Annotated in this window: 18 protein-coding genes; 2 read left to right on the forward strand and 16 right to left on the reverse strand. The window is 71.8% G+C overall.

Annotation, left to right across the window (positions count from 1 at the left end; genetic code table 11):
- Window positions 1-6: 6 nt before the first annotated feature.
- From cimA to BIV28_RS05230, 12 genes are all read right to left on the reverse strand, one after another.
- Complete coding sequence (gene cimA, locus BIV28_RS05175) at window positions 7-1,587, reverse strand: citramalate synthase (protein WP_076259980.1); 1,581 nt, start codon at window positions 1,585-1,587, stop codon at window positions 7-9.
- A gap of 242 nt (window positions 1,588-1,829) precedes the next feature.
- Window positions 1,830-2,669 (reverse strand): gamma-glutamyl-gamma-aminobutyrate hydrolase family protein, encoded by an 840-nt coding sequence (locus BIV28_RS05180; protein WP_076259884.1) that lies wholly within the window; start codon window positions 2,667-2,669, stop codon window positions 1,830-1,832.
- On the reverse strand, window positions 2,662-3,408 hold the full coding sequence (locus BIV28_RS05185; RefSeq protein ID WP_076259886.1) for a gamma-glutamyl-gamma-aminobutyrate hydrolase family protein: 747 nt from the start codon (window positions 3,406-3,408) through the stop codon (window positions 2,662-2,664). The genes BIV28_RS05180 and BIV28_RS05185 overlap by 8 nt, the downstream gene beginning before the upstream one ends.
- Before the next feature lie 25 nt (window positions 3,409-3,433).
- Window positions 3,434-4,201 (reverse strand): 3-oxoacyl-ACP reductase, encoded by a 768-nt coding sequence (locus BIV28_RS05190; protein WP_076259888.1) that lies wholly within the window; start codon window positions 4,199-4,201, stop codon window positions 3,434-3,436.
- Between the two features lie 73 nt (window positions 4,202-4,274).
- Complete coding sequence (locus tag BIV28_RS05195) at window positions 4,275-5,648, reverse strand: aldehyde dehydrogenase family protein (RefSeq protein WP_076259890.1); 1,374 nt, start codon at window positions 5,646-5,648, stop codon at window positions 4,275-4,277.
- 29 nt (window positions 5,649-5,677) lie between these two features.
- The gene (locus tag BIV28_RS05200; RefSeq protein WP_076259891.1) at window positions 5,678-7,045 is read right to left on the reverse strand and encodes a glutamine synthetase family protein; all 1,368 of its coding nucleotides are present in this window, start codon (window positions 7,043-7,045) and stop codon (window positions 5,678-5,680) included.
- Window positions 7,046-7,056: 11 nt separating this feature from the next.
- Complete coding sequence (locus BIV28_RS05205; protein WP_076259893.1) at window positions 7,057-7,809, reverse strand: FadR/GntR family transcriptional regulator; 753 nt, start codon at window positions 7,807-7,809, stop codon at window positions 7,057-7,059.
- A 9-nt stretch (window positions 7,810-7,818) separates the two neighbouring features.
- The gene (locus BIV28_RS05210; RefSeq protein ID WP_076259895.1) at window positions 7,819-9,405 is read right to left on the reverse strand and encodes an amino acid permease; all 1,587 of its coding nucleotides are present in this window, start codon (window positions 9,403-9,405) and stop codon (window positions 7,819-7,821) included.
- Window positions 9,406-9,505: 100 nt separating this feature from the next.
- A complete protein-coding gene (locus BIV28_RS05215) occupies window positions 9,506-10,360 on the reverse strand; it encodes an HAD family hydrolase (RefSeq protein WP_076259897.1) in 855 nt (284 codons plus the stop codon).
- A 13-nt stretch (window positions 10,361-10,373) separates the two neighbouring features.
- Complete coding sequence (locus BIV28_RS05220; protein ID WP_076259899.1) at window positions 10,374-11,471, reverse strand: branched-chain amino acid aminotransferase; 1,098 nt, start codon at window positions 11,469-11,471, stop codon at window positions 10,374-10,376.
- Window positions 11,472-11,586: 115 nt separating this feature from the next.
- A complete protein-coding gene (locus BIV28_RS05225) occupies window positions 11,587-12,651 on the reverse strand; it encodes a 3-isopropylmalate dehydrogenase (protein ID WP_076259901.1) in 1,065 nt (354 codons plus the stop codon).
- Between the two features lie 116 nt (window positions 12,652-12,767).
- Complete coding sequence (locus BIV28_RS05230) at window positions 12,768-12,848, reverse strand: 3-isopropylmalate dehydrogenase (protein WP_141821957.1); 81 nt, start codon at window positions 12,846-12,848, stop codon at window positions 12,768-12,770.
- A 328-nt stretch (window positions 12,849-13,176) separates the two neighbouring features.
- Here BIV28_RS05230 and BIV28_RS05235 point away from each other — a divergent pair, with 328 nt between their 5' ends.
- Entirely contained in the window at window positions 13,177-14,457 is a 1,281-nt protein-coding gene (locus BIV28_RS05235; RefSeq protein WP_076259904.1) for an AI-2E family transporter, read from the forward strand.
- Window positions 14,458-14,472: 15 nt separating this feature from the next.
- On the opposite strand, the gene serA is transcribed toward BIV28_RS05235, so the two are convergent.
- Window positions 14,473-16,056 (reverse strand): phosphoglycerate dehydrogenase, encoded by a 1,584-nt coding sequence (gene serA, locus BIV28_RS05240; RefSeq protein WP_076259905.1) that lies wholly within the window; start codon window positions 16,054-16,056, stop codon window positions 14,473-14,475.
- Between the two features lie 246 nt (window positions 16,057-16,302).
- Between serA and BIV28_RS05245 the strand changes: the two genes are divergently transcribed.
- Window positions 16,303-17,067 carry an SDR family oxidoreductase gene (locus tag BIV28_RS05245; RefSeq protein WP_076259907.1) on the forward strand — a complete coding sequence of 255 codons (765 nt, stop codon included), beginning with the start codon at window positions 16,303-16,305 and terminating at the stop codon, window positions 17,065-17,067.
- Window positions 17,068-17,152: 85 nt separating this feature from the next.
- Here the strand turns inward: BIV28_RS05245 and ilvC are convergent, their stop codons facing one another.
- The 3 genes from ilvC to BIV28_RS05260 form a co-directional block, all read right to left on the reverse strand.
- Entirely contained in the window at window positions 17,153-18,181 is a 1,029-nt protein-coding gene (gene ilvC / locus BIV28_RS05250) for a ketol-acid reductoisomerase (RefSeq protein ID WP_076259908.1), read from the reverse strand.
- A gap of 68 nt (window positions 18,182-18,249) precedes the next feature.
- Complete coding sequence (gene ilvN / locus BIV28_RS05255) at window positions 18,250-18,762, reverse strand: acetolactate synthase small subunit (RefSeq protein ID WP_076259910.1); 513 nt, start codon at window positions 18,760-18,762, stop codon at window positions 18,250-18,252.
- Between the two features lie 2 nt (window positions 18,763-18,764).
- Complete coding sequence (locus BIV28_RS05260; RefSeq protein WP_076259912.1) at window positions 18,765-20,654, reverse strand: acetolactate synthase large subunit; 1,890 nt, start codon at window positions 20,652-20,654, stop codon at window positions 18,765-18,767.
- Window positions 20,655-20,792: the final 138 nt, after the last annotated feature.

The raw sequence follows: 20,792 nt of genomic DNA on the forward strand, positions 1-20,792 counted from the left end.
CGGCGGTCAACGGCGCGGGATGCCCTGGCGGATCAGGCCGCGGACGATGCCGTCGGTCAGGGCGCGCCACGACGCCGCGAGGATCGAGCCCGCCACGCCGATGGTGTCCCACGAGGTCTCGCCGTCGGAGGTCTCGATGAGCACGCGGGTGACGGCGTCGGTGCCGTGCGAGGCGTCGAGGATGCGCACCTTGAAGTCGATGAGCTCGAGCTTCTCGATCTCGGGGTAGGCCCGCGAGAGGGCGTCGCGCAGCGCGTGGTCCAGGGCGTTGACCGGACCGTTGCCCTCACCGGTGGCGATGAGGCGCGAGCCGTCGGCGCGCAGCTTGACCGTGGCCTCGGACGTCGCGTCGCCGGTGCCCGAGGAGTCGGTGATGACGCGCCACGACTCGACCTCGAAGTAGTGCGTGCAGCCGGGCTCGAGGGCCTCGCGGATCATCAGCTCGACGGTGGCGTCGGCGGCGTCGAAGGTCCAGCCGCGCAGCTCGAGGTCCTTGACCTCGGCGAGGACGCTCGCGACGACGTCGGGGCGCTCGGACAGGTCGAGGCCGGCCTCGCGGGCCTTGAGCTCGATGCTGGCCCGGCCGGCCATGTCGGACACGAGCGTCCGCATCCCGTTGCCGACGAGCTCGGGCTCCATGTGCTGGTAGAGGTCGGGGTCGACCTTGAGGGCGCTCGCGTGCAGGCCCGCCTTGTGCGCGAAGGCGCTCGCGCCGACGTAGGGCTGGCGGCTGTAGGCCGGCACGTTCGTCACCTCGCTGATCGCGTGGGCGATGTGCATGGCGCGCCGGAAGGACTCCGGCGCCATGGCGGGCAGGCCCAGCTTGAACTGGAGGTTGGCCGCGACGGTGACGAGGTCGGCGTTGCCGGTGCGCTCGCCGTAGCCGTTGACGGTGCCCTGCACGTGGGTCGCTCCGGCGCGCACCGCGGCGACGGAGTTGGCGGCCGCGCAGCCGGTGTCGTTGTGGCAGTGGGCCCCGATGCGCGCGCCGGTGGAGGCGATGACGTCGGCGACGACCTGCTCGACCTGGTGGGGCAGCATGCCGCCGTTGGTGTCGCAGAGCACGACGACCTCGGCGCCGGCCTCTTGGGCCGTGCGCACGACGGAGAGCGCGTAGTCGTGGTCGAGGTGCCAGCCGTCGAAGAAGTGCTCGCAGTCGACGAACACGCGTCGGCCCTCGGCCACGAGGTGCGACACGGTGTCGCGGACCATGGCGAGGTTCTCCTCGAGCGTCGTCCTGAGGGCGCGCTCGACGTGGCCGGTGTGCGACTTGGCGACGAGGCACACGACCGACGCGCCGGAGTCGACGAGGGCCTGCACGAGGGGGTCCTGCGCCGCGGCGCCCCCCGCCCGACGGGTGGCCCCGAAGGCGGCGAGCGTCGCGTGGCGCAGGCGCAGCTCGCCCGGGGCGCGCTCGAAGAACTCGGTGTCCTTCGGGTTGGCGCCCGGCCAGCCACCCTCGATGAAGTCGACCCCGAGGTCGTCGAGCAGCGCGGCGATGGCCAGCTTGTCCGACACCGACAGGTTGAGACCCTCCTGCTGGGCGCCGTCGCGCAGGGTGGTGTCGTAGACGTGCAGCGCTTCCATGACCTTCATTGTCCTCGATCTCGGGGATGGCTCCGTGTGCGTCGCTCTCGGGTGCTCGTCATCGGGCCGGTGGGCCGGGTGCCGCCTGCGCCGGGGTGTGGCGTGGGCCGCGGTCTCCGTCACGGTGGTTCGGGAAACAAAAAGACCCCCCGAGGTGCGGGAGGTCTGCGCGACGAGGGTTGTCTCGTCGCGCTAGTCGATAATGAGCGTGCTGGTGGGCACGAGGTGCGTCGTCACGCTCGTCAATGTAGGGCGGTCGAAACGTCCTCGAAACACCCGGTCCGGATGCTGGGACCGGCGTCTCGCGAGCGCGCGGCGTCCACGAGGGCGGCGAAGAGCCGGTCGTCCGGCACCGTCTCGGGGTGCGACTGCACGCCGACGGCGAAGGCGCTCCCCTCGCTCCTGTCAGCCGGCAGCTCCATGAGCTCGCAGACGCCGTCGGCCGACCAGGCCGAGGCCACGAACGGGCCGAGGGCGCCGACGCCCTGGTGGTGGTGGCAGCGCGCCGCGAACGAGGGGCCGAGGAGCGCGCGGGCGCGGCTGCCCGCGACCGTCGCGACCTCGTGCCGGTGGAGCCCGTCGGGCCCCGCGCCACCGCGGTGGTCGTCGTGGCCGAGCCGGTCGGGCAGGTGCTGCTCGACCGTGCCGCCCGCCGCCACCGCCATGACCTGCATGCCCCGGCAGACGCCGAGGACGGGCAGGCCCGCCTCGAGCGCCGCCCGGGCCAGGGCCAGCTCGGTGACGTCGCGGGCCGCGTCGACCGGGCCGATCTCGGGGTGGTCCGGCTCGCCGAACCAGTGGCCGGCGACGTCGCCGCCCCCGGTGAGCACGAGCGCGTCGACCGACGCGACGAGTTGTCGGGCCGTGGCGTCGTCGAGGTCGTCGCGGGCGGGCACGAGCAGCGCCACGGCGCCGACGCGTCCGAGCGCGTCGACGTAGCGGCTGCCCGCGAGCCGCACGGAGGACGGCTCGCGCGCCCCCTGGCGCACGACGCGCTCCTCGTGGGCCGACACCGCGACGACCGGGCGCGCGGGAGCAGCGCCCCCGGCCGTCGCGGAGACCTTGGGTCGGAGCTCAGCCACGCGCCGACCTGCCCTCGGCGCGGACCCGGGCCGCAGCGACGAGCGCCTCGAACAGCCGCGGGTCCGCTCCCTCCTCGGGGTGCCACTGGACCGCGAGGCGGAAGGAGCCGGAGGGGTCCTCCATGGCCTCGAGGGTGCCGTCGTCGGCCCAGGCCGACGCGACGTAGCCGGGGTGGCTCAGCACCGACTGGTGGTGGTAGCTCGGCACGTCGACGGCCGGGCCGAGCACGTCGGCGAGCACGGTGCCGGCCACGGTGCGCACCGGGTGGCTCCCGTAGGTCGCGGGGCCCGGCGAGTGCTCGTCGTGCCCGACGCGCTCGGGGGTGTGCTGCTCGAGCGAGCCGCCCGCCGCCACCGCCATGACCTGCATGCCCCGGCAGATGCCGAGGACCGGCACGTCGAGCTCCGCCGTGGCCCGGGCGAGGGCGACCTCGGTGGCGTCGCGGTCCGGACGCGAGGCCTGGACCGTCGGGTGCCGCTCGGCGTCGTAGAGCTCGGGAGCCACGTCGGCCCCGCCCGCGATGACGACGCCGTCGAGCCGCTCGAGCACCTCGCGCGCGAGGCCCTCGGAGCCGTCGAGGCGCGGCGGCACGACGAGGGCGATGCCGCCGGCCTCCTCGACCTTGCGCACGTAGCTGTGCGGCACGAGCGTCGAGGGCACGTCGACCCAGTCCCCGCGGGTCGCCGGCTCGACGTACGCGGTGATGCCGATGATCGGGCGGACCGGTCTGTCGGACAAGGCTCCTCCTCCTTCCCGGTGAAGGTCAGAGCGGCGTGACGTACGCGCCGGAGATGCCGCCGTCGACGAGGAACGTCGAGGCCGTGATGAAGCTCGACTCGTCGGAGGCGAGGAAGAGCACGGCGTTGGCCATCTCCTCGGGCTCGCCGAACCGGCCCATCGGCACGTGGACGAGCCGCCGCGCCGCCCGCTCCTCGTCCTTGGCGAAGAGCTCCTGCAGCAGCGGCGTGTTGACCGGGCCGGGGCAGAGCGCGTTGACGCGCACACCCTCGCGGGCGAACTGCACGCCGAGCTCGCGGCTCATCGACAGGACGCCGCCCTTGCTCGCGCTGTAGGAGATCTGGCTCGTCGCCGCGCCCATGACCGCGACGAACGAGGCCGTGTTGATGATCGAGCCCTTCTTCTGCTCGAGCATGTAGGGCAGGGCGGCCTTGCAGCACAGGTAGACCGAGGTGAGGTTGACCTCCTGCACCTTGCGCCAGGCGTCGAGGTCGGTGTCGAGGATCGAGTCGTCCTCGGGCGGGGAGATGCCGGCGTTGTTGAAGGCGATGTCGACCGAGCCGTAGGTGTCCTTGGCGGTGCGGAAGAGCGCGTCGACGTCCTCCTTGCTCACGACGTCGGTCCGGACGAAGGTGCCACCCACCTCCTGCGCGATGCGGGGGCCGTTGGCCTCGTCGAGGTCGCCGATGACGACCTTCGCGCCCTCCTCGGCGAAGCGCCGCACCGTGGCCAGGCCGATGCCGGAGCACCCGCCCGTGATGACCGCGACCTTGCCGTCGAGCCTGCCTGCCATGAGTCCTCTTTCCTTGCCGTTCTGTCGTGGTCGTCGTGATTGGTCGGGGGTGTCGCGGGTTGGGTCGTGGGTCTCAGTCGGTCGAGATGAAGACGTTCTTGACCTCGGTGAAGGGCTCGAGCGCGTCCGGTCCGAGCTCGCGCCCGATGCCGCTCTGCTTGAACCCGCCGAACGGCGTCCAGTAACGCACGCTGCTGTGGGAGTTGACCGAGAGGTTGCCCGCCTCGACGCCACGCGCCACCCGCAGGGCCCGTCCGACGTCGCGGGTCCAGATCGAGCCGGAGAGCCCGTAGGCGGTGTCGTTGGCCTTGGCCACCGCGTCGGCCTCGTCGTCGAACGGCATGACCGCGACGACCGGGCCGAACACCTCCTCCTGCCAGACGCGGTCGCTCGTGGCCCGCGGCAGCACCACCGTCGGCGCATACCAGTACCCGGCCCCTTCGGGGGCCTCGCCGCGGAAGGCGACCTCGACGCCCTCCGACGCGTCCTCGACGTACGAGCGCACGCGGGCGTGCTGGTCGGCGCTGATGAGCGGTCCCATCTCGGCGGCTTCGTCGGTCGGGTCGGTGACGACGACGCCGCGCACGGCCGTCTCGAACTGCTCCATGAAGCGGTCGAAGACGTTGCGCTGCACGAGGATCCGGCTGCGGGCGCAACAGTCCTGGCCGGCGTTGTCGAACACCCCGTAGGGCGCCCGGGCCGCAGCGAGCTCGAGGTCGGCGTCGTCGAACACGACGTTGGCGCTCTTGCCGCCGAGCTCGAGGGTGACGCGCTTGAGCTGGTCCGCGGCGCCGCGCATGATCCGCTGGCCCACCTCGGTGGACCCGGTGAAGCAGACCTTCCGCACCTGCGGGTGGGTGACGAACCGCTCCCCCACGACCGAGCCCTTGCCCGGCACGACGGTGAAGACGCCCTCGGGCAGCCCTGCCTCGAGGGCGAGCTCGCCGAGGCGCATCGCCGTGAGCGGGGTCAGCTCCGCGGGCTTGAGCACGACGGTGTTGCCGGCCGCGAGCGCCGGCGCGAACCCCCAGCCGGCGATCGGCATCGGGAAGTTCCAGGGCACGATGATGCCGACGACGCCGAGCGGCTCGCGGAACGTGACGTCGATGCCGCCAGAGACCGGGATCTGCTGGCCGAGGTTCCGCTCCGGGGCCCCGGCGTAGTAGGCGAGGACGTCGCGGACGTTGCCGGCCTCCCAGCGGGCGTCGCCGATCGTGTGGCCGGCGTTCTCCACCTCGAGCCGCGCCAGCTCCTCCTGGTGATCGCCGACGAGGTCGGAGAACCGGCGCAGCAGCAGCGCCCGGTCGCCGGGTGCCACGTCGCGCCAGGCCGGGAAGGCCGCTGCCGCACGGGCGATCGCGGCGTCGGCGTCCTCCAGGGAGGCCAGCTCGACGGAGCGCACCACCTGCTCGGTGGCCGGGTTGATGACGTCGTGCGTCGTGGTCATGCTTTTCGTCCTCGTGTCGGTGGGCGGGGTCACAGGCGCTCGAAGCCGCGGCGGCGCTCCCAGTCGGTGACGGCGGCGTTGAAGGCCGTGATCTCGACGTCGGCCGCGTTGACGTAGTGGTCGACGACCTCGTCGCCGAAGGCCGCCCGCGCGACCGCCGAGCCCGCGAGCAGGTCGCGCGCCTCCTGCAGCGTCGAGGGCACGTGGGGCTTGTCGGAGGTGTAGGCGTTGCCCTCGAGGGCGGGCTCGAGCTCGAGCTGCTGCTCGATCCCGTGCAGGCCTCCGGCGAGCATGGCCGCCACGGCGAGGTAGGGGTTGAGGTCACCGCCCCCGACGCGGTTCTCGACGCGCAGGGCCGCACCGTGGCCGACGACGCGCAGGGCGCACGTGCGGTTGTCACGGCCCCACGCGACGGCGGTCGGGGCGAAGCTCGCCGACGCGAACCTCTTGTAGGAGTTGATGTTCGGCGCGTAGAAGTAGGTCAGCTCGCGCTGCGTGGCGAGGATGCCGGCGAGGAAGTGCTCGAACATCGCGCTGTGCCCGTGCTCTCGCTGGTCGTCGGCGAAGACCGTCTCGCCGTCGAGCCCGCGCAGCGACAGGTGGATGTGGCACGAGCTGCCCTCACGCTGGTCGAACTTGGCCATGAACGTGATCGACTGCCCGTGGTGGGCGGCGATCTCCTTGGCGGCGTTGCGGTAGACGACGTGGTTGTCGCAGGTGCGCACGGCCGTGTCGAAGAGGAACCCGATCTCGTGCTGGCCGAGGTTGCACTCGCCCTTCGCGCTCTCGACGACGGCCCCGGCGGCGTACATCTCGTTGCGGATCTCGCGCAGCAGCGGCTCGACGCGGTCGCCACCGAGGATGGAGTAGTCGACGTTGTACCGGTTGGCGGGCGTCAGGCCGGTGTAGCCGGCGTCCCAGGCCTGCTCGTAGGACTCCTGGAACACGATGAACTCGAGCTCGGTGCCGCAGTGCGCCGCCATCCCCATGGCCGCGGCCCGGTCGACCTGGGCCTTGAGCACCGACCGGGGCGACTGCACCACGGGACCGCTGCCGTCGAGCCAGGTGAGGTCGCACTGCACGGTCGCGGAGTGCGGAGTGCCCGGGGTGCGGCGCAGGGTGTCGAGGTCGAGGTCGAAGAACATGTCGCCGTAGCCGCGCTCCCACGAGGAGATCGCGTAACCCTCGACGGTGTTCATGTCGACGTCGACGGCGAGCAGGTAGTTGCAGCCCTCCGTGCCGTCCTCGAGCACGTGGTCGAGGAAGTAGTGCCCGTGCAGGCGCTTGCCCTGCAACCGGCCCTGCATGTCGGTGAAGGCCACGACGACCGTGTCGATCGTGCCGTCCTCGATCTCCGACCGGAGCTCGTCGAGGGTGAACCTCGGTGCTGGTGCCATGGTGGGCTGTCCTATCCGATGAGGCCGCGCAGGAGGGCGGAGGTGGCGTCGCAGTGCTCCTCCATGACGGCCCGGGCGCGGTCCGGGTCGCCTCGCAGGATCGCCGCGACGACGTCGTGGTGCTGGCTGTTCGAGTGCTCGATGTTGCGGGTCAGGACGGGGATGGCCGTCAGCATGTCGTGCAGGGCCGCCTGGGCGCGCGTCACGGCGTCGACGAGCATCGGCGAGCCCGACAGGGTCGCGATCGCCAGGTGCAGCCGCGAGTCGGCGACGCGGTGGGCCGCGGCGTCGGGTGCCTCGTCGACGTCGCGGAGGCTGTCGACCAGCCAGGCGCGCTGGTCGCCGGCGAGGGCCTGCGACGCCGCGAGCCAGGCGGCGCCGGGCTCGACGACGCGACGGAAGGTCAGCGCGTCGAGCATGGCCGCGCCGCTGCGGACCGGAGAGTCCTTGGGCTCCCACGTGGCCGCACGCACCGAGCCGTCGTAGGTGACCCAGGTGCCACCGCCGCGGCCGCGACGCGTCGTGACGAGCCCCGACTCGCGCAGCGCCGCGATGGCCTCGCGCAGGGTGTTGCGCCCGATGCCGAGGCGCTCGGCCAGCTCGCGCTCGGGCGGCAGCTGCTCGCCGTCCGGGAACACGCCGAGGCGGATCGCCCGGGCCAGCTGCTCGACGGCGTGCTCGAAGGCGTTGCCGGACGCGGGGCGCAGCACCGCGTCCGGCAGGCTCGTCGCCGCCGTCTCGTGGGATCCCCTGTGCTCGCTCATGCCGACCGTTCAGTCGAGCAGCAGCTCGTCGGCGGGCTTCGTGTCGTGCCCCTCCGGGACGTCGCGCATGAAGTGCCGGCGTCCGCCGAGGAACCACGACCCGATGGCGAAGAGCCCCACGACGGCCACGGTGATCGGCGCGAAGTTGAACGTCGGGTCGCCGAACGTGCCCGGGGCGTACTGGGGCAGCAGGAACAGGACCACGATGAACGCGACCCAGACGACCGCGACCCACCCGATCGGCGCGCTCCAGCGCCCGAGGTTCCACCGTCCCTGGCGGAACTCGGGGTCGAGGCGGCGTAGCAGGATCGGCGTCGCGTAGGCGATGTAGAGGCCGATGACCGCCACCGAGGTCACAGCGAAGAAGGCGACCTGGTTCCACAGCGCCGGGATCGTCAGGACGAACGAGAGCGCGGCGCAGAGCCAGATCGAGTTCGTCGGCGTGCCGGTGCGCGGGTTGATCCGGGCCCACAGCGGCGAGCCCGGAAGGGCGTTGTCGCGGGAGAACGCGTACGACATGCGGGAGTTCGCGGTGACCGAGGCCATGCCGCAGAAGAACTGGGCCACCCCGCAGATGACGACGAGCGCCAGACCGCCGCGCTCGCCGAGGGCGTCGAGGAAGATCTGGGCGGGCGGCAGGCCGTTGGCGTCGGCGGCCTTGCGGGCGGTGTCGTAGTCCTGGATCGCAGCGGTCACCGACACGAGCAGCACCGAGCCGGCGATGATCGACACCCAGACGCTGCGCACGATGCCCTTGGGCGCCTCGACGGACGCGTTCCTCGTCTCCTCGGCGACGTGCGCCGACGCGTCGTAGCCGGTGAGCGTGTACTGCGCCATGAGCAGGCCGACGAGGAACGCGTAGATCGGCAGGCCGAAGAGCCCTCCGGTGCCGGCGAACCCGGTGTTGTTGACGTAGTGCGTGAACGTCCACCCGAGCGACTGGTGCGGGATCGGGGCGACCCAGAGGGCGACGACGATGACGGCCACGCCGACGACGTGCCACCACGCGCTCACCGACGACAGCAGATTGACGAGGTTGACGCCGAAGGTGTTGAGCAGGGCGTGCAGCAGCAGGATGACCGCGAAGATGACGAACACCTGCGGCAGCTCCAGCGCGTCGCCCGTGGCGAGCGTCCACACGGCCGACCACGTCAGGGCCGCGCCGTAGTCGATGGAGGCGGTGACCGCGACCTCGCCGAGGAAGTTGAACCAGCCGACGAACCAGGCCCACTCGCGCTTGTTGCGGCGCGCGAGGCGCCCGGCCCACCAGTAGAGGCCGCCGGCGGTCGGGTACACCGAGCAGATCTCGGCCATCGCGAGGGCGACGCAGAGCACGAAGGCCCCGCAGATCAGCCAGCCGGTGTTGATGGCGAGGGGGCCGCCGGCGTCCATCGCGAGGTAGTAGGTCGTGATGCAGCCGGCGAGGATCGAGATGATCGAGAACGACACGGCGAAGTTCGAGAAACCCGACATGCCACGGTGCAGCTCCTGCTTGTAGCCGAGCGAGGCGAGCATGCCCTCGTCGTCGTGCTCCAGCGTGGACGGGGCGGGCGGGTCGAGCGGCGGGTCGACGGGAGGGGACGGAGGAACGCTCATGCACTACCTCGCAAACATCAGGCGACGGACCTTTGACCGCCGCGTCATGTGATGCGTGGCATCACATACCCGCACGGGGTGCGCCGTCAATGGTTCTGGATCAAACCTTTAGCGCGAGGACTGCCTCGAGGACCTGCGCCACCCCGTCGTCGTCGTTGGCCGGGCACTGCCGGTCGGCGGCCCGCCGGACCTGCTCGTGCCCGTTGGCCACGGACCACCCGACGCCCGCCCACGCGAGCATCGGCAGGTCGTTGGGCATGTCGCCGAAGGCCCACACGTCGGCGGCCTCGATGCCCAGGTGCGTGGCCCAGCGCTCCAGCCCGGCGGCCTTCGTGACGCCGGGTGCGTTGATCTCGGCGAGGCCGTGGGCCCCCGAGAAGTGCAGGTGCCCGCGCTCGCCGACGACCTCCTCGACGACGGCGAGGAACTCCTCGACCGGCAGGTCCGGGGCCAGCGCCAGCAGCTTGCCGACCGGTTCGGCCGCGACCTCGCGCCAGGACCCGTGCACGGCGCGGTCGGCGCCACGGTCGCGGTGCGGGTCCGGGTAGTCGTCGGCGACGAACGGGCCGGTGGCCCGCTCGGCCGCGAACGACACCGAGGGCACGGCGCGACGCAGGTCGGCCACCACGTCGTCGACGACGCTCCCCTCGAAGCAGTGCGTCTCGAGGACCCGACGCGTCGCGACCTCGTAGACGAACGCGCCGTTGCCGCAGATGGCCGTGCCCCGTGGACCGACGACCCGCTCGAGGTCGTGCAGCCAGCGCGGTGGCCGCGCCGTGACGAGGACGGTCTCGATGCCGGCTTCGGCGGCCGCCGACCAGGCCGCGGCCGTGCGCCCGGACAGCGACCCGTCGGTGTGCAGCAGCGTGCCGTCGAGGTCGGACGCGACGAGGCGCGGTGGGCCCGAGTCGGGCAGGTGAGGGCGCGGGTCGCCCTCACCGTCGGCGGCTGCCATCGGCGCCGTGGCCTCAGACGAGGCGCGTCAGCCAGCCGTGCGTGTCCTCGGCGCGGCCGTACTGGATGTCGAGGAGCTTGTTGCGGATGGCCTCGGCGTAGTGGTCCTCATGGCCGTCGCGGCGGTGGTCGACCGACCCGCCGTCCCAGCGCAGCTCACCGACCGGGGTGACGACGGCGGCCGTGCCGCACGCGAAGATCTCGACGATCTCGCCGCTGGCAGCGCCCTCCTTCCACTCCTCGATCGGGATGCGGCGCTCCTCGGGCGACAGGTCGAGCTCCTTGGCGATCTCGAGGATCGAGCTGCGGGTGACACCCTCGAGGATCGTGCCGGTGAGCTCGGGGGTGATGATGCGCCCGTCCTTGGTGACGAGGAACAGGTTCATCCCGCCGAGCTCCTCGATGTAGGTGTGCGTCGAGGAGTCGAGGAACACGGCCTGGTCGCAGCCGTGCTCGATGCCCTCGAGCTGGCCGGCGAGCGAGCTGGCGTAGTTGCCGCCGCACTTGGCGGCGCCGGTGCCCCCCTCCCCGGCGCGCGCGTAGTCGGTGGAGATCCAGAGGGTCACCGGCTTGAGGCCGCCGGAGAAGTAGGCACCGGCGGGCGAGGCGATGACCGCGTAGGTGACCTGCTGCGCGGGCCGGACGCCGAGGAAGGCCTCGGAGGCGAACATGAACGGGCGCAGGTAGAGGCTCTTCTCCCCCGCGTCGCCGGCGGGCACCCACTCCTGGTCGACGGAGACGAGCTGGCGCAGCGACTCGATGAAGTCGGCCTCGGGCAGCACCGGCAGCGCGAGGCGGCGGGCCGAGCGGGCGAACCGGGCCGCGTTGGCCTCGGGGCGGAAGGTCCAGACCGAGCCGTCGGCGTGCCGGTAGGCCTTCATGCCCTCGAAGATCTCCTGCGCGTAGTGCAGGACGGCGGCGGCCGGGTCGAGCTGGAAGGGCCCGTAGGGCTGGATGCGGGCGTTGCCCCAGCCGGCGTCCGCGCTCCAGTCGATGACGGCCATGTGGTCGGTGAAGACCTTGCCGAACCCGGGGTTCTGGAGGATCTCGGCGACGCGCTCGGGCGACGTGACGGCGTCGCGACGCGTGACCTCGAAGGACAGCTGGGACATCTCGAACCTCCAGGGGAGCCAATCAGCGGTGATCTCTTGCAGGCTATCGCCCACATGGTGAGACGACGAAGCCGGGCCGGTCGTGCTCGCGCACCGGCCCGGCTCGTCAGGGGTGTCAGAGGCGGGCGGCCACGGCGTCGCCGATGGCGGTCGTGGACCGTACGGCGTCGCCGCGCTGCGCGAGGTCCTCGGCGACCGCGGCCTCGATGCGGGCGGCGGCGGCCTCGAGGCCGAGGTGCGCGAGGAGCATCCCCGCCGACAGGATCGCGGCGGTGGGGTCGGCCTTGCCCTGGCCCGCGATGTCGGGGGCCGAGCCGTGGACCGGCTCGAACATGCTCGGGGTGGTGCGGGCCGGGTTGATGTTGCCGGACGCCGCGAGGCCGATGCCGCCGGCGATGGCGGCAGCGATGTCGGTGAGGATGTCGCCGAAGAGGTTGTCGGTGACGATGACGTCGAAGCGCCCGGGGTCGGTGGCCATGAAGATCGTCGCGGCGTCGACGTGCTGGTAGGCGGTCTGCACGTCGGGGAACTCCGCGCCGACCTCCTCGACGGTGCGCCGCCACAGGTGCCCGGCGTGGGTCAGCACGTTGTGCTTGTGGACGAGGGTCAGGTGCTTGCGGGGGCGGGCCTGGGCGCGGGCGAAGGCGTCGCGGACGACGCGCTCGACGCCGTAGCGGGTGTTGACGCTGACCTCGGTGGCGATCTCGGCCGGCGTGCCGACGCGCAGCGCACCGCCGTTGCCGGTGTAGGGCCCCTCGGTGCCCTCGCGCACGACGACGAAGTCGATGCCGTCGGGTGCGACGCGGGCGACGTCGAGCGGGCTGGCCACGCCCGGGTAGAGCTTGGCGGGGCGCAGGTTGACGTAGTGGTCGAGGGCGAAGCGCAGCGGCAGCAGGACGCCGCGCTCGAGGACGCCGCTCGGGACGGAGGGGTCGCCGATGGCGCCGAGGAGGATGGCGTCGTGGCCACGCAGCTCCTCGAGGACCGAGTCGGGCAGCGTCTCGCCGGTCGCGTGCCAGCGGCGGGCACCGAGGTCGTAGTCGGTCGTGGCGAACTTCGGGCCGCTGGAGCCCGTGGCGGCGTCGAGGACCTTGAGCGCCTCGCCGACGACCTCCGGACCGATGCCGTCACCGCCGATCACGGCGATCGAGTAGGCGTCCTTGACCTGCGTCTCTCCCATGTCGTCAGCCTAGGTCCCGTCTTGTGATGTGGAACGCGCGTCTCATCAAATGAACATGACGAAGGCCCCCGCCCAAGACTGGGCGGGGGCCTTCGTCGTCGTGGTTCGGCGGGACCTCAGTCCTCCGTGTGGCCCTGGTCGCGCAGGTCCATCGACTCCTGCAGCGCCTGTCGGGCGGCCATGGCGTCATCGCTCATGGGGATCACTTCCTTCGTGCCAGTTCGTGTGTGGTCTCAGGTGCTCGAGCCCGGGTGGGCGAGCCGTCAGCGATGGGTGCGCGGGATCTCCGCGGCGAGGTCGCTGACTACTGGGACTCGCCGCGGCTGGCAATGAGGAGTACGAGCTGCCGCGTCATGGGTTCGACGGTACGCGCGGCTACCGAGGGGTAAAGGGGGTTTCCAGCAAATGAGACACGGCGTCCGGCATGTGTGCAGGAGATCCTCCGGCGTGTGACGCACGCGACGCGAGGACGGCCGGCACTCCGGCCTCCCCCGTTCGACGCGGCCGCCGCCGTACGCTCGGCGGGTGAGCGCTGACCACCAGCCGGGGCACGAGTCGGGAGACCGACGCGCCCACGCCGCGCCGTCCTCGCACGAGCCGGACCACGAGTCGCTGCCCGCGGGGCACGCCGTCCACGCCGCCCACGCGGTGCACCCGGAGCAGCGCTTCGAGGAACGCGCCCGCTGGGTCGCCGTGACGCCGTCCAACGCCCGGCGCATCGTCGCCACGGCGCTCGCCGCGCTCGTGCTGCTGTGGGTCGGCGTCACGGTCTTCCAGTCGATGAGCTCGTTCCTCTTCCTGCTCCTGCTGGCCTGGCTGCTGTCGATCGCGATGGAGCCGATCGTGCTGTGGCTCAGCCGCCGTGGCGTCAAGCGGGGCCTGGCCACCGGCCTGACGATGCTGGCGATGGTGCTCGTGTTCGCCGGCCTCGCCGAGCTCTTCGGCGCCGTCTTCGCCTCGCAGCTCTCGCAGCTGGGCACCCGGCTGCCCGAGGCCGCGGCCGCCGCGCTCGACTGGGTCAACGCGACGTTCCACACGACCTTCGACCTCTCGCAGCTGCAGCAGGCGCTGTCGCTGACGCCCGACAAGCTCGGCGAGCTCGCCGGAAAGTACGGCGGCGGCATCCTCGGCGTGTTCGGCTCGGTGCTCACCTTCGCCTTCGACGCCCTGACGATCCTCGTGTTCGCCTACTACCTGTCGGCCGACAGCCCCCGGCTGCGCCAGACCATCGGGTCCTGGCTGCCCCAGCGCTACCAGCGCGTCTTCGTCACGGTGTGGACGATCTCCGTCGAGAAGACCGGCGGCTACGTCGTGTCCAAGCTGCTCCTCGCGACGCTCTCGTCGGTCTTCCACGCCGCCTTCTTCTGGTTCGTCGACGTGCCGTTCTGGCTGCCCCTCGGCATCTTCGCCGGCATCGTCGGCCAGTTCATCCCGACGATCGGCACCTACATCGGGGTGGCCCTGCCGGCGCTCTTCACGCTCCTCGCCAACCCCCTCAGCGCGCTGTGGATCGTCATCTTCGCGACCGTCTACCAGCAGATCGAGAACTACGTCTTCACCCCGCGGATCAGCCAGCGCACCATGGACGTCCACCCGGCCGTGGCCCTCGGCGCCGTCATCGCCGGCGCGGCGATCTGGGGCCCGATCGGGGCGCTCATCGGCATCCCCATCGCCGCCGTGGCCCTCGCCATCCTCGACACGTTCAGCAAGCGCCACGAGCTGCTGCCCGAGCTCGCCGACCTCGGCGACGAGGGCGACGAGCCGGCCCAGCGCAACGAGCGGGCCGCGTCCGCCGACGCCGACTGACCCGGCCCGAAGGGCTCAGCCCTGCAGGTCGATCGCGGTGAACGTCTTGGCGTCGACGACGTCCGACAGCTCGGCGGCGAGCGCCGGCGGCACGGCGGAGTCGACGTTGAGGATGCCGATGGCACGGTCCTCCTGGCGCGAGACCTGCATGCCGCCGATGTTGATCGCCGCGTCGCCGAGGATGCGGCCGACGTTGCCGATGACGCCCGGCCGGTCGGTGTACTCGAAGACGAGCATGTGGTCCGAGAGCGGCACCTCGAGGTCGTGGCCGTTGACGCCGACGAGCTTCTCGACCTTCTTGGGCCCTGTCAGGGTCCCCGACACCGACACGACCGTGCCGTCGGCGAGGGTGCCGCGCAGCGTCGTGACGTTCCGGAAGTCTCCGGAGTCGGGGTCGGTGACCAGTCGCACGACGCAGCCGCGCTGCTCGGCGAACACGGGGGCGTTGACGTAGGTGACCGGGTCCTCGACGACGTCGGTGAACAGGCCCTTGAGCGCGACGAGCTTCCACACGTTGACGTCGTGCGCCGTGATCTCGCCACGCACCTCGACGTCCAGCTGCGCCGGGACGCTGCCAGCGATCGCCGTGTAGATGCGACCGAGCTTCTCCACCAACGGGATCCCCGGGCGCACTTCCTCCGCGATGAAGCCGCTGCTGACGTTGACGGCGTCGGGGACGAGCTCGCCGCCCAGGGCCAAGCGCACGGAGCGGGCTACCGCGATGCCGGCCTTCTCCTGGGCCTCGTCGGTCGAGGCGCCGAGGTGCGGGGTGACGACGACCGACTCGTGGGCGAACAGCGGCGACTCGGTGGTCGGCTCCTTGGCGAAGACGTCGAGGCCGGCACCGGCGACCCGGCCCTCGTCGAGGGCGCGCGCGAGGGCTGCCTCGTCGACGATGCCGCCCCGCGCCGCGTTGACGATGCGCACCGTCGGCTTGACCTTCGAGAGCGCCTCCTCCCCGATGAGCCCGAGCGTCTCGGGCGTCTTGGGCAGGTGGATCGTGATGAAGTCGGAGTGCTCGAGCAGCTCGTCGAGCCCGACGAGCTGGGCACCGAGCTGGCCGGCCTTGGCGGGTGAGGCGTAGGGGTCGTAGGCGAGGATCCGCATGCCGAAGCCCTTGAGGCGCTCGGCGACGAGCGCCCCGATGCGACCGAGCCCGACGACGCCGACGGTCTTGTCGTACAGCTCGACGCCGGTGTAGGCGCTGCGCTTCCAGGCGCCGGCCTTGAGGGCCGCATTGGCCGGCGCGATGTTGCGGGCCGTCGCGAGCAGCAGCCCGACGGCGAGCTCGGCGGCGGACGTGATGTTCGAGGTGGGGGCGTTGACGACCATGACGCCGGCGCGCGTGGCAGTCTGCACGTCGACGTTGTCGAGGCCGACGCCGGCCCGGGCGATGACCTTGAGGCGCCGCCCCGCCGCGATGGCCTCGGCGTCCATCTTCGTCGCCGACCTGATGAGGACGGCGTCGACCTCGGCGAGCGCGGGCAGCAGCGCGTCGCGGTCGGCCCCGTCGACCGAGCGCACCTCGAAGTCCGGGCCCAGCGCCTCGATCGTGGCGGGCGACAGGTCTTCGGCGATGAGGACGACGGGCTTGCTCACGAGGGACCCTCTCGGACGTGGCGGGGCGGCGCGTCCGTGGACGGGACGCGGGCCGACGGGGCACCCCGGTGTGCCGCGAGCGAGTCTAGGGACTGCGTCGTCCGTTGGCACGAGTTGTAACCACAATGTGAACCGGGCAGGTCGCGAGCGGCGCCGTCCCACGGACTGGATGCCCGTTCCCGGATCGCGGACAGGTCACGTCGCCGTCGGGCTCCCCCGGCCGGGACCGAGGGCTAGCGTGGACGCATGAGACTCGTCGTGACCGGAGGTGCCGGCGACCTCGGCTCCCGCGTCGTGCGCGGGCTCGCCGGACGGGGCCACGAGGTCGTGTCGGCGAGCCGGCGCACCGGCGTCGACCTCGCGACCGGCCGGGGCCTCGATGCCGTCCTCGAGGGCACCGACGCCGTCGTCCACTGCGCCGACGACACGGGCGCGGGCGACGCCGTCACCGTCTACGGCACCCGCCGGGTCGCCGATGCCGCAGCGACCCGCGGCATCCACCTCGTGCACGTGTCGATCGTCGGGATCGACGACCACCCGCTCCCGTACTACCGCCGCAAGCTGCGCGCCGAGCAGGGCATCCTGGCTGCGGGCGGGGCGTCAACCATCCTGCGAGCCACCCAGTTCCATTCTCTCGCAGCGTACTTCGCGCGCGCCCTCACCAAGGGACCTCTCACGTTCACCATCGGCGACATGGCCTTCCAGCCGGTCGACACCGACGCCGTCGCCGCCCGGCTCGTCGAGCTGGCGCTCGGCCGGCGCCCGGACGCACCGACCCGGGCCCGCGACCTCGCCGGTCCGGACGTGCTGTCCCTGCCCGAGCTGGCGACGCTCGTGCGCGCGCACCGTGGCGCGTCGGCACCCCGCGTCGTGCACCTGCCGGCCGTCGGGGCGACGATGCACGCCTTCGCGCGGGGGCGCACCGTGCCGCCGCCCGGCACCGCCGACCTCGCGGGCCGCCCCTTCGTCGAGTGGCTCGCCGAGCAGCCCGCGGTGCTCACCGGCCGCTGACCGGTCGTCGGGAGCGCGCGGACGACGACGGCCGGCCACCCCACGAACGGGTGGCCGGCCGTCAGGTCCGGTCCGGGGACGCGCCTCAGCGGGCGGCGCTGCCCTCGGTGTAGTCGGCGTCGGTCTGCTTGACCCACGCCATGAGCTTGCGCAGCTCGCGGCCGGTGGCCTCGATCGGGTGCTGGGCGCCCTTCTCGCGCAGGGACTTGAACGCCGGCGCGCCGGCGTCCTGGTCGTCGATGAACCGCTTGGCGAACGCGCCGTTCTGGATGTCGCCGAGGACGGCCTTCATGTTCTCCTTGACGTGCGGGTCGATGACGCGCGGGCCCGACACGTAGTCGCCGTACTCGGCGGTGTCGGACACCGACCAGCGCTGCTTGGCGATACCGCCCTCGATCATGAGGTCGACGATGAGCTTGAGCTCGTGGAGGCACTCGAAGTAGGCCACCTCGGGCTGGTAGCCGGCCTCGACGAGCGTCTCGAAGCCGTACATGACGAGCTGGCTCGCGCCACCGCAGAGCACGGCCTGCTCGCCGAACAGGTCGGTCTCGGTCTCCTCGGTGAAGGTCGTCTTGATCCCGCCGGCGCGCAGGCCGCCGATCGCCTTGCCGTAGGCCTTGGCCAGGTCCCACGCGGTGCCCGACGCGTCCTGCTCGACGGCGAGGAGCACGGGCACCCCACGGCCGTCGACGAACTCGCGCCGCACGATGTGGCCGGGGCCCTTCGGGGCGACCATGAGGACGTCGGCGTCGGCCTCGGGCTTGATGTAGCCGAAGCGGATGTTGAAGCCGTGGCCGAAGAGCAGCGCGGCGCCGTCCTTGAGGTTGGGCTTGATGTCGTTGGCGTAGACGGTCCGCTGCACCTGGTCGGGCGTCAGGATGACGACGAGGTCGGCCTCCTTGACGGCGTCGGCCACCGAGCTGACCGGCAGGCCCTCGGCCTCGGCCTTGGCCCGGCTCTTGCTGCCCTCGGCGAGGCCGACGCGGACGTCGACGCCGGAGTCGCGCAGGTTGAGCGCGTGGGCGTGGCCCTGGCTGCCGTAGCCGATGACGGCGACCTTCTTGCCCTGGATCACGGACAGGTCGGCGTCGTCGTCGTAGAACATCTCGGCCATGGTGGCCTTCTCCTTCTGCTGGGTGTGCGGTGCGGTGTGCGGTGCAGGTGCTGCTGGTCGGGCGGGTCTCAGGCGCTGCGCAGGCTGCGGTCGGTGATGGAGCGGCCGCCGCGCCCGACGGCGACCATCCCGGACTGGACGAGCTCCTTGATGCCGAACGGCTCGAGGACGTCGAGCAGGGCGCGCAGCTTGTCGGAGTTGCCGGTCGCCTCGACGACGACGGCGTCGGTCGTGACGTCGACGACCTTGGCCTTGAACAGGTGGATCGTGTCGACGATCTGGCTTCGGGTGGCGGCGTCGGCGCGGACCTTGACGAGGATGATCTCGCGCTGGACCGAGGCGGTCGGGTCGAGCTCGACGACCTTGAGCACCTCGATGAGCTTGTTCAGCTGCTTGGTCACCTGCTCGAGGGCCGCGCCCTCGACCTCGACGACGACGGTCATGCGCGAGATCTCGGGGATCTCGGTCGGGCCGACGGCGAGCGAGTCGATGTTGAAGCCGCGCCGGGAGAACAGCGCCGCGACGCGCGTCAGGACGCCGGGCTTGTTCTCGACGAGCACGGACAGGGTGTGCTTGCTCATGCTCAGTCCTCCCGCTCCCAGACCGGCGCCTCGTGCCGCGCGGCCTGGATCATGTCGTTGCTGACGCCCGCCGGGACCATCGGCCACACCATGGCGTCGCGGTGGACGATGAAGTCGATGACGACGGGGCGGTCGTTGGTCTCGAGCGCCTGCTTGATGACCGCGTCGACCTCCTCGGGCGTCTCGGCCCGCAGGCCGAGGCAGCCGTAGGCGTCGGCGAGCTTGACGAAGTCGGGCACGCGCTGCTCGAGCGGCTGGAGGTTGGTGTTGGAGTAGCGCTCGTCGTAGAAGAGCGTCTGCCACTGGCGCACCATGCCGAGGCTGCTGTTGTTGATGACGGCGACCTTGATCGGGATGTTGTTGATGACGCAGGTCGCGAGCTCCTGGTTGGTCATCTGGAAGCAGCCGTCGCCGTCGATGGCCCACACGGTGCGCTCGGGCTCGGCGACCTTGGCGCCCATGGCCGCCGGCACCGAGAAGCCCATGGTGCCGAGGCCGCCGGAGTTGATCCAGGCGTTCGGGCGCTCGTACTGGACGAACTGCGCGGCCCACATCTGGTGCTGGCCGACGCCGGCGACGTACGTGGCCTCGGGGCCGGTCAGGGCGCCGATGCGCTCGATGACGTACTGCGGCGAGAGCGTGCCGTCCTCGCTGTCGGTCCAGCCCAGCGGGAAGGTCTGCTTCCACCCGGCGACGCGCTCGCGCCAGTCGGTGTAGTCCCAGGCGCCGGAACCCGGCTCGGCCGTGGCGCGGTCGAGGGTGATCTGCTCGATGAGGTCGTCGATGACCTCGCCGACGTCACCGACGATCGGCACGTCGGCGATGCGGTTCTTGCTGATCTCGGCCGGGTCGATGTCGGCGTGGACGACCTTGGCGTCGGGGGCGAAGGTCGACAGCTGGCCGGTGACGCGGTCGTCGAAGCGGGCACCGAGGGCGATGATGAGGTCGGACTTCTGCAGGCCGGTCACGGCGGCCACCGTGCCGTGCATGCCGGGCATGCCGAGGTTGAGCGCCTCGCTGTCGGGCACGGTGCCCCGGGCCATGAGGGTCGTGGTGACCGGGATCTGCGTCAGCTCGACGAGGCGGCGCAGCTGCTCGCTTGCCTTGGCCCGCACGACGCCACCGCCGACGTAGAAGATCGGCCGCTTCGCCTGGGCGATGAGGCGGGCGGCCTCGCGGATCTGCTTGCCGTGCGGCCGCAGGACGGGGCGGTAGCCCGGCAGGTCGATCGGCGGCGGCCACGTGAACGTCGTCGTCGCCTGGAGCGCGTCCTTGCTGATGTCGACGAGCACCGGGCCGGGACGGCCGGTCGAGGCGACGTGGAAGGCCTCGGCGATCGCCTGCGGGATCTTCGCCGGGTCGGTGACGAGGTAGTTGTGCTTGGTGATCGGCATCGTGATGCCGCGGATGTCGGCCTCCTGGAAGGCGTCGGTGCCGATGGCCCCGCTCGCGACCTGGCCGGTGATGGCGACGATCGGCACGGAGTCCATGTGCGCGTCGGCGATCGGCGTCACGAGGTTGGTGGCACCCGGGCCGGACGTCGCCATGCAGACGCCGACCTTGCCGGTGGCGGCCGCGTAGCCCTCGGCTGCGTGGCCGGCGCCCTGCTCGTGGCGCACGAGGATGTGCCGCACCTTGTCCGAGTCGAGCATCGGGTCGTAGGCCGGCAGGATCGCCCCGCCGGGGATGCCGAAGACCGTGTCGGCGCCGATGGCCTCGAGGGAGAGTACGAGCGCCTGGGCGCCGGTGACCTCGCGCACCGGTGCGGCCGGGGCGACGGGCGCGGACGCGCCGTGGTCGCTGGGCCGCGCCGGGGAGGACGGCGTCGGACGGTGACGGGCCATCGAGGCCACGTCGGCGGGCGAGGGCGCCTGCTTCGTCGTGTCGCTCACGATCTCTTCCTTGTCTCGAGCACTGCGTGGTGGTGCGGTCTCTGGTGCTGCTCGTGGCCCTGCCGGCGCCTCGTCCATCCCGTCGTGGGCCTGTCCCGGCCCACAAAAAAACCCTTCGGTCCCGTGGTGGGACGGAAG

The organism is Intrasporangium flavum, assembly GCF_001956915.1.
Lineage (GTDB): Bacteria > Actinomycetota > Actinomycetes > Actinomycetales > Dermatophilaceae > Monashia > Monashia flava.

Excerpts from the sequence above, each read along its gene's own strand:
- ilvC (WP_076259908.1), bottom strand. The coding sequence starts at position 18,181 with ATGGCCGAGATGTTCTACGACGACGACGCCGACCTGTCCGTGATCCAG.
- BIV28_RS05220 (WP_076259899.1), bottom strand. The coding sequence starts at position 11,471 with ATGTCCCAGCTGTCCTTCGAGGTCACGCGTCGCGACGCCGTCACGTCG.
- BIV28_RS05200 (WP_076259891.1), bottom strand. The coding sequence starts at position 7,045 with ATGGCACCAGCACCGAGGTTCACCCTCGACGAGCTCCGGTCGGAGATC.
- BIV28_RS05215 (WP_076259897.1), bottom strand. The coding sequence starts at position 10,360 with ATGGCAGCCGCCGACGGTGAGGGCGACCCGCGCCCTCACCTGCCCGAC.
- BIV28_RS05245 (WP_076259907.1), top strand. The coding sequence starts at position 16,303 with ATGAGACTCGTCGTGACCGGAGGTGCCGGCGACCTCGGCTCCCGCGTC.
- BIV28_RS05190 (WP_076259888.1), bottom strand. The coding sequence starts at position 4,201 with ATGGCAGGCAGGCTCGACGGCAAGGTCGCGGTCATCACGGGCGGGTGC.
- BIV28_RS05230 (WP_141821957.1), bottom strand. The coding sequence starts at position 12,848 with ATGAGCGATGACGCCATGGCCGCCCGACAGGCGCTGCAGGAGTCGATG.
- BIV28_RS05210 (WP_076259895.1), bottom strand. The coding sequence starts at position 9,405 with ATGAGCGTTCCTCCGTCCCCTCCCGTCGACCCGCCGCTCGACCCGCCC.
- BIV28_RS05195 (WP_076259890.1), bottom strand. The coding sequence starts at position 5,648 with ATGACCACGACGCACGACGTCATCAACCCGGCCACCGAGCAGGTGGTG.
- ilvN (WP_076259910.1), bottom strand. The coding sequence starts at position 18,762 with ATGAGCAAGCACACCCTGTCCGTGCTCGTCGAGAACAAGCCCGGCGTC.
- BIV28_RS05225 (WP_076259901.1), bottom strand. The coding sequence starts at position 12,651 with ATGGGAGAGACGCAGGTCAAGGACGCCTACTCGATCGCCGTGATCGGC.
- cimA (WP_076259980.1), bottom strand. The coding sequence starts at position 1,587 with ATGGAAGCGCTGCACGTCTACGACACCACCCTGCGCGACGGCGCCCAG.
- BIV28_RS05205 (WP_076259893.1), bottom strand. The coding sequence starts at position 7,809 with ATGAGCGAGCACAGGGGATCCCACGAGACGGCGGCGACGAGCCTGCCG.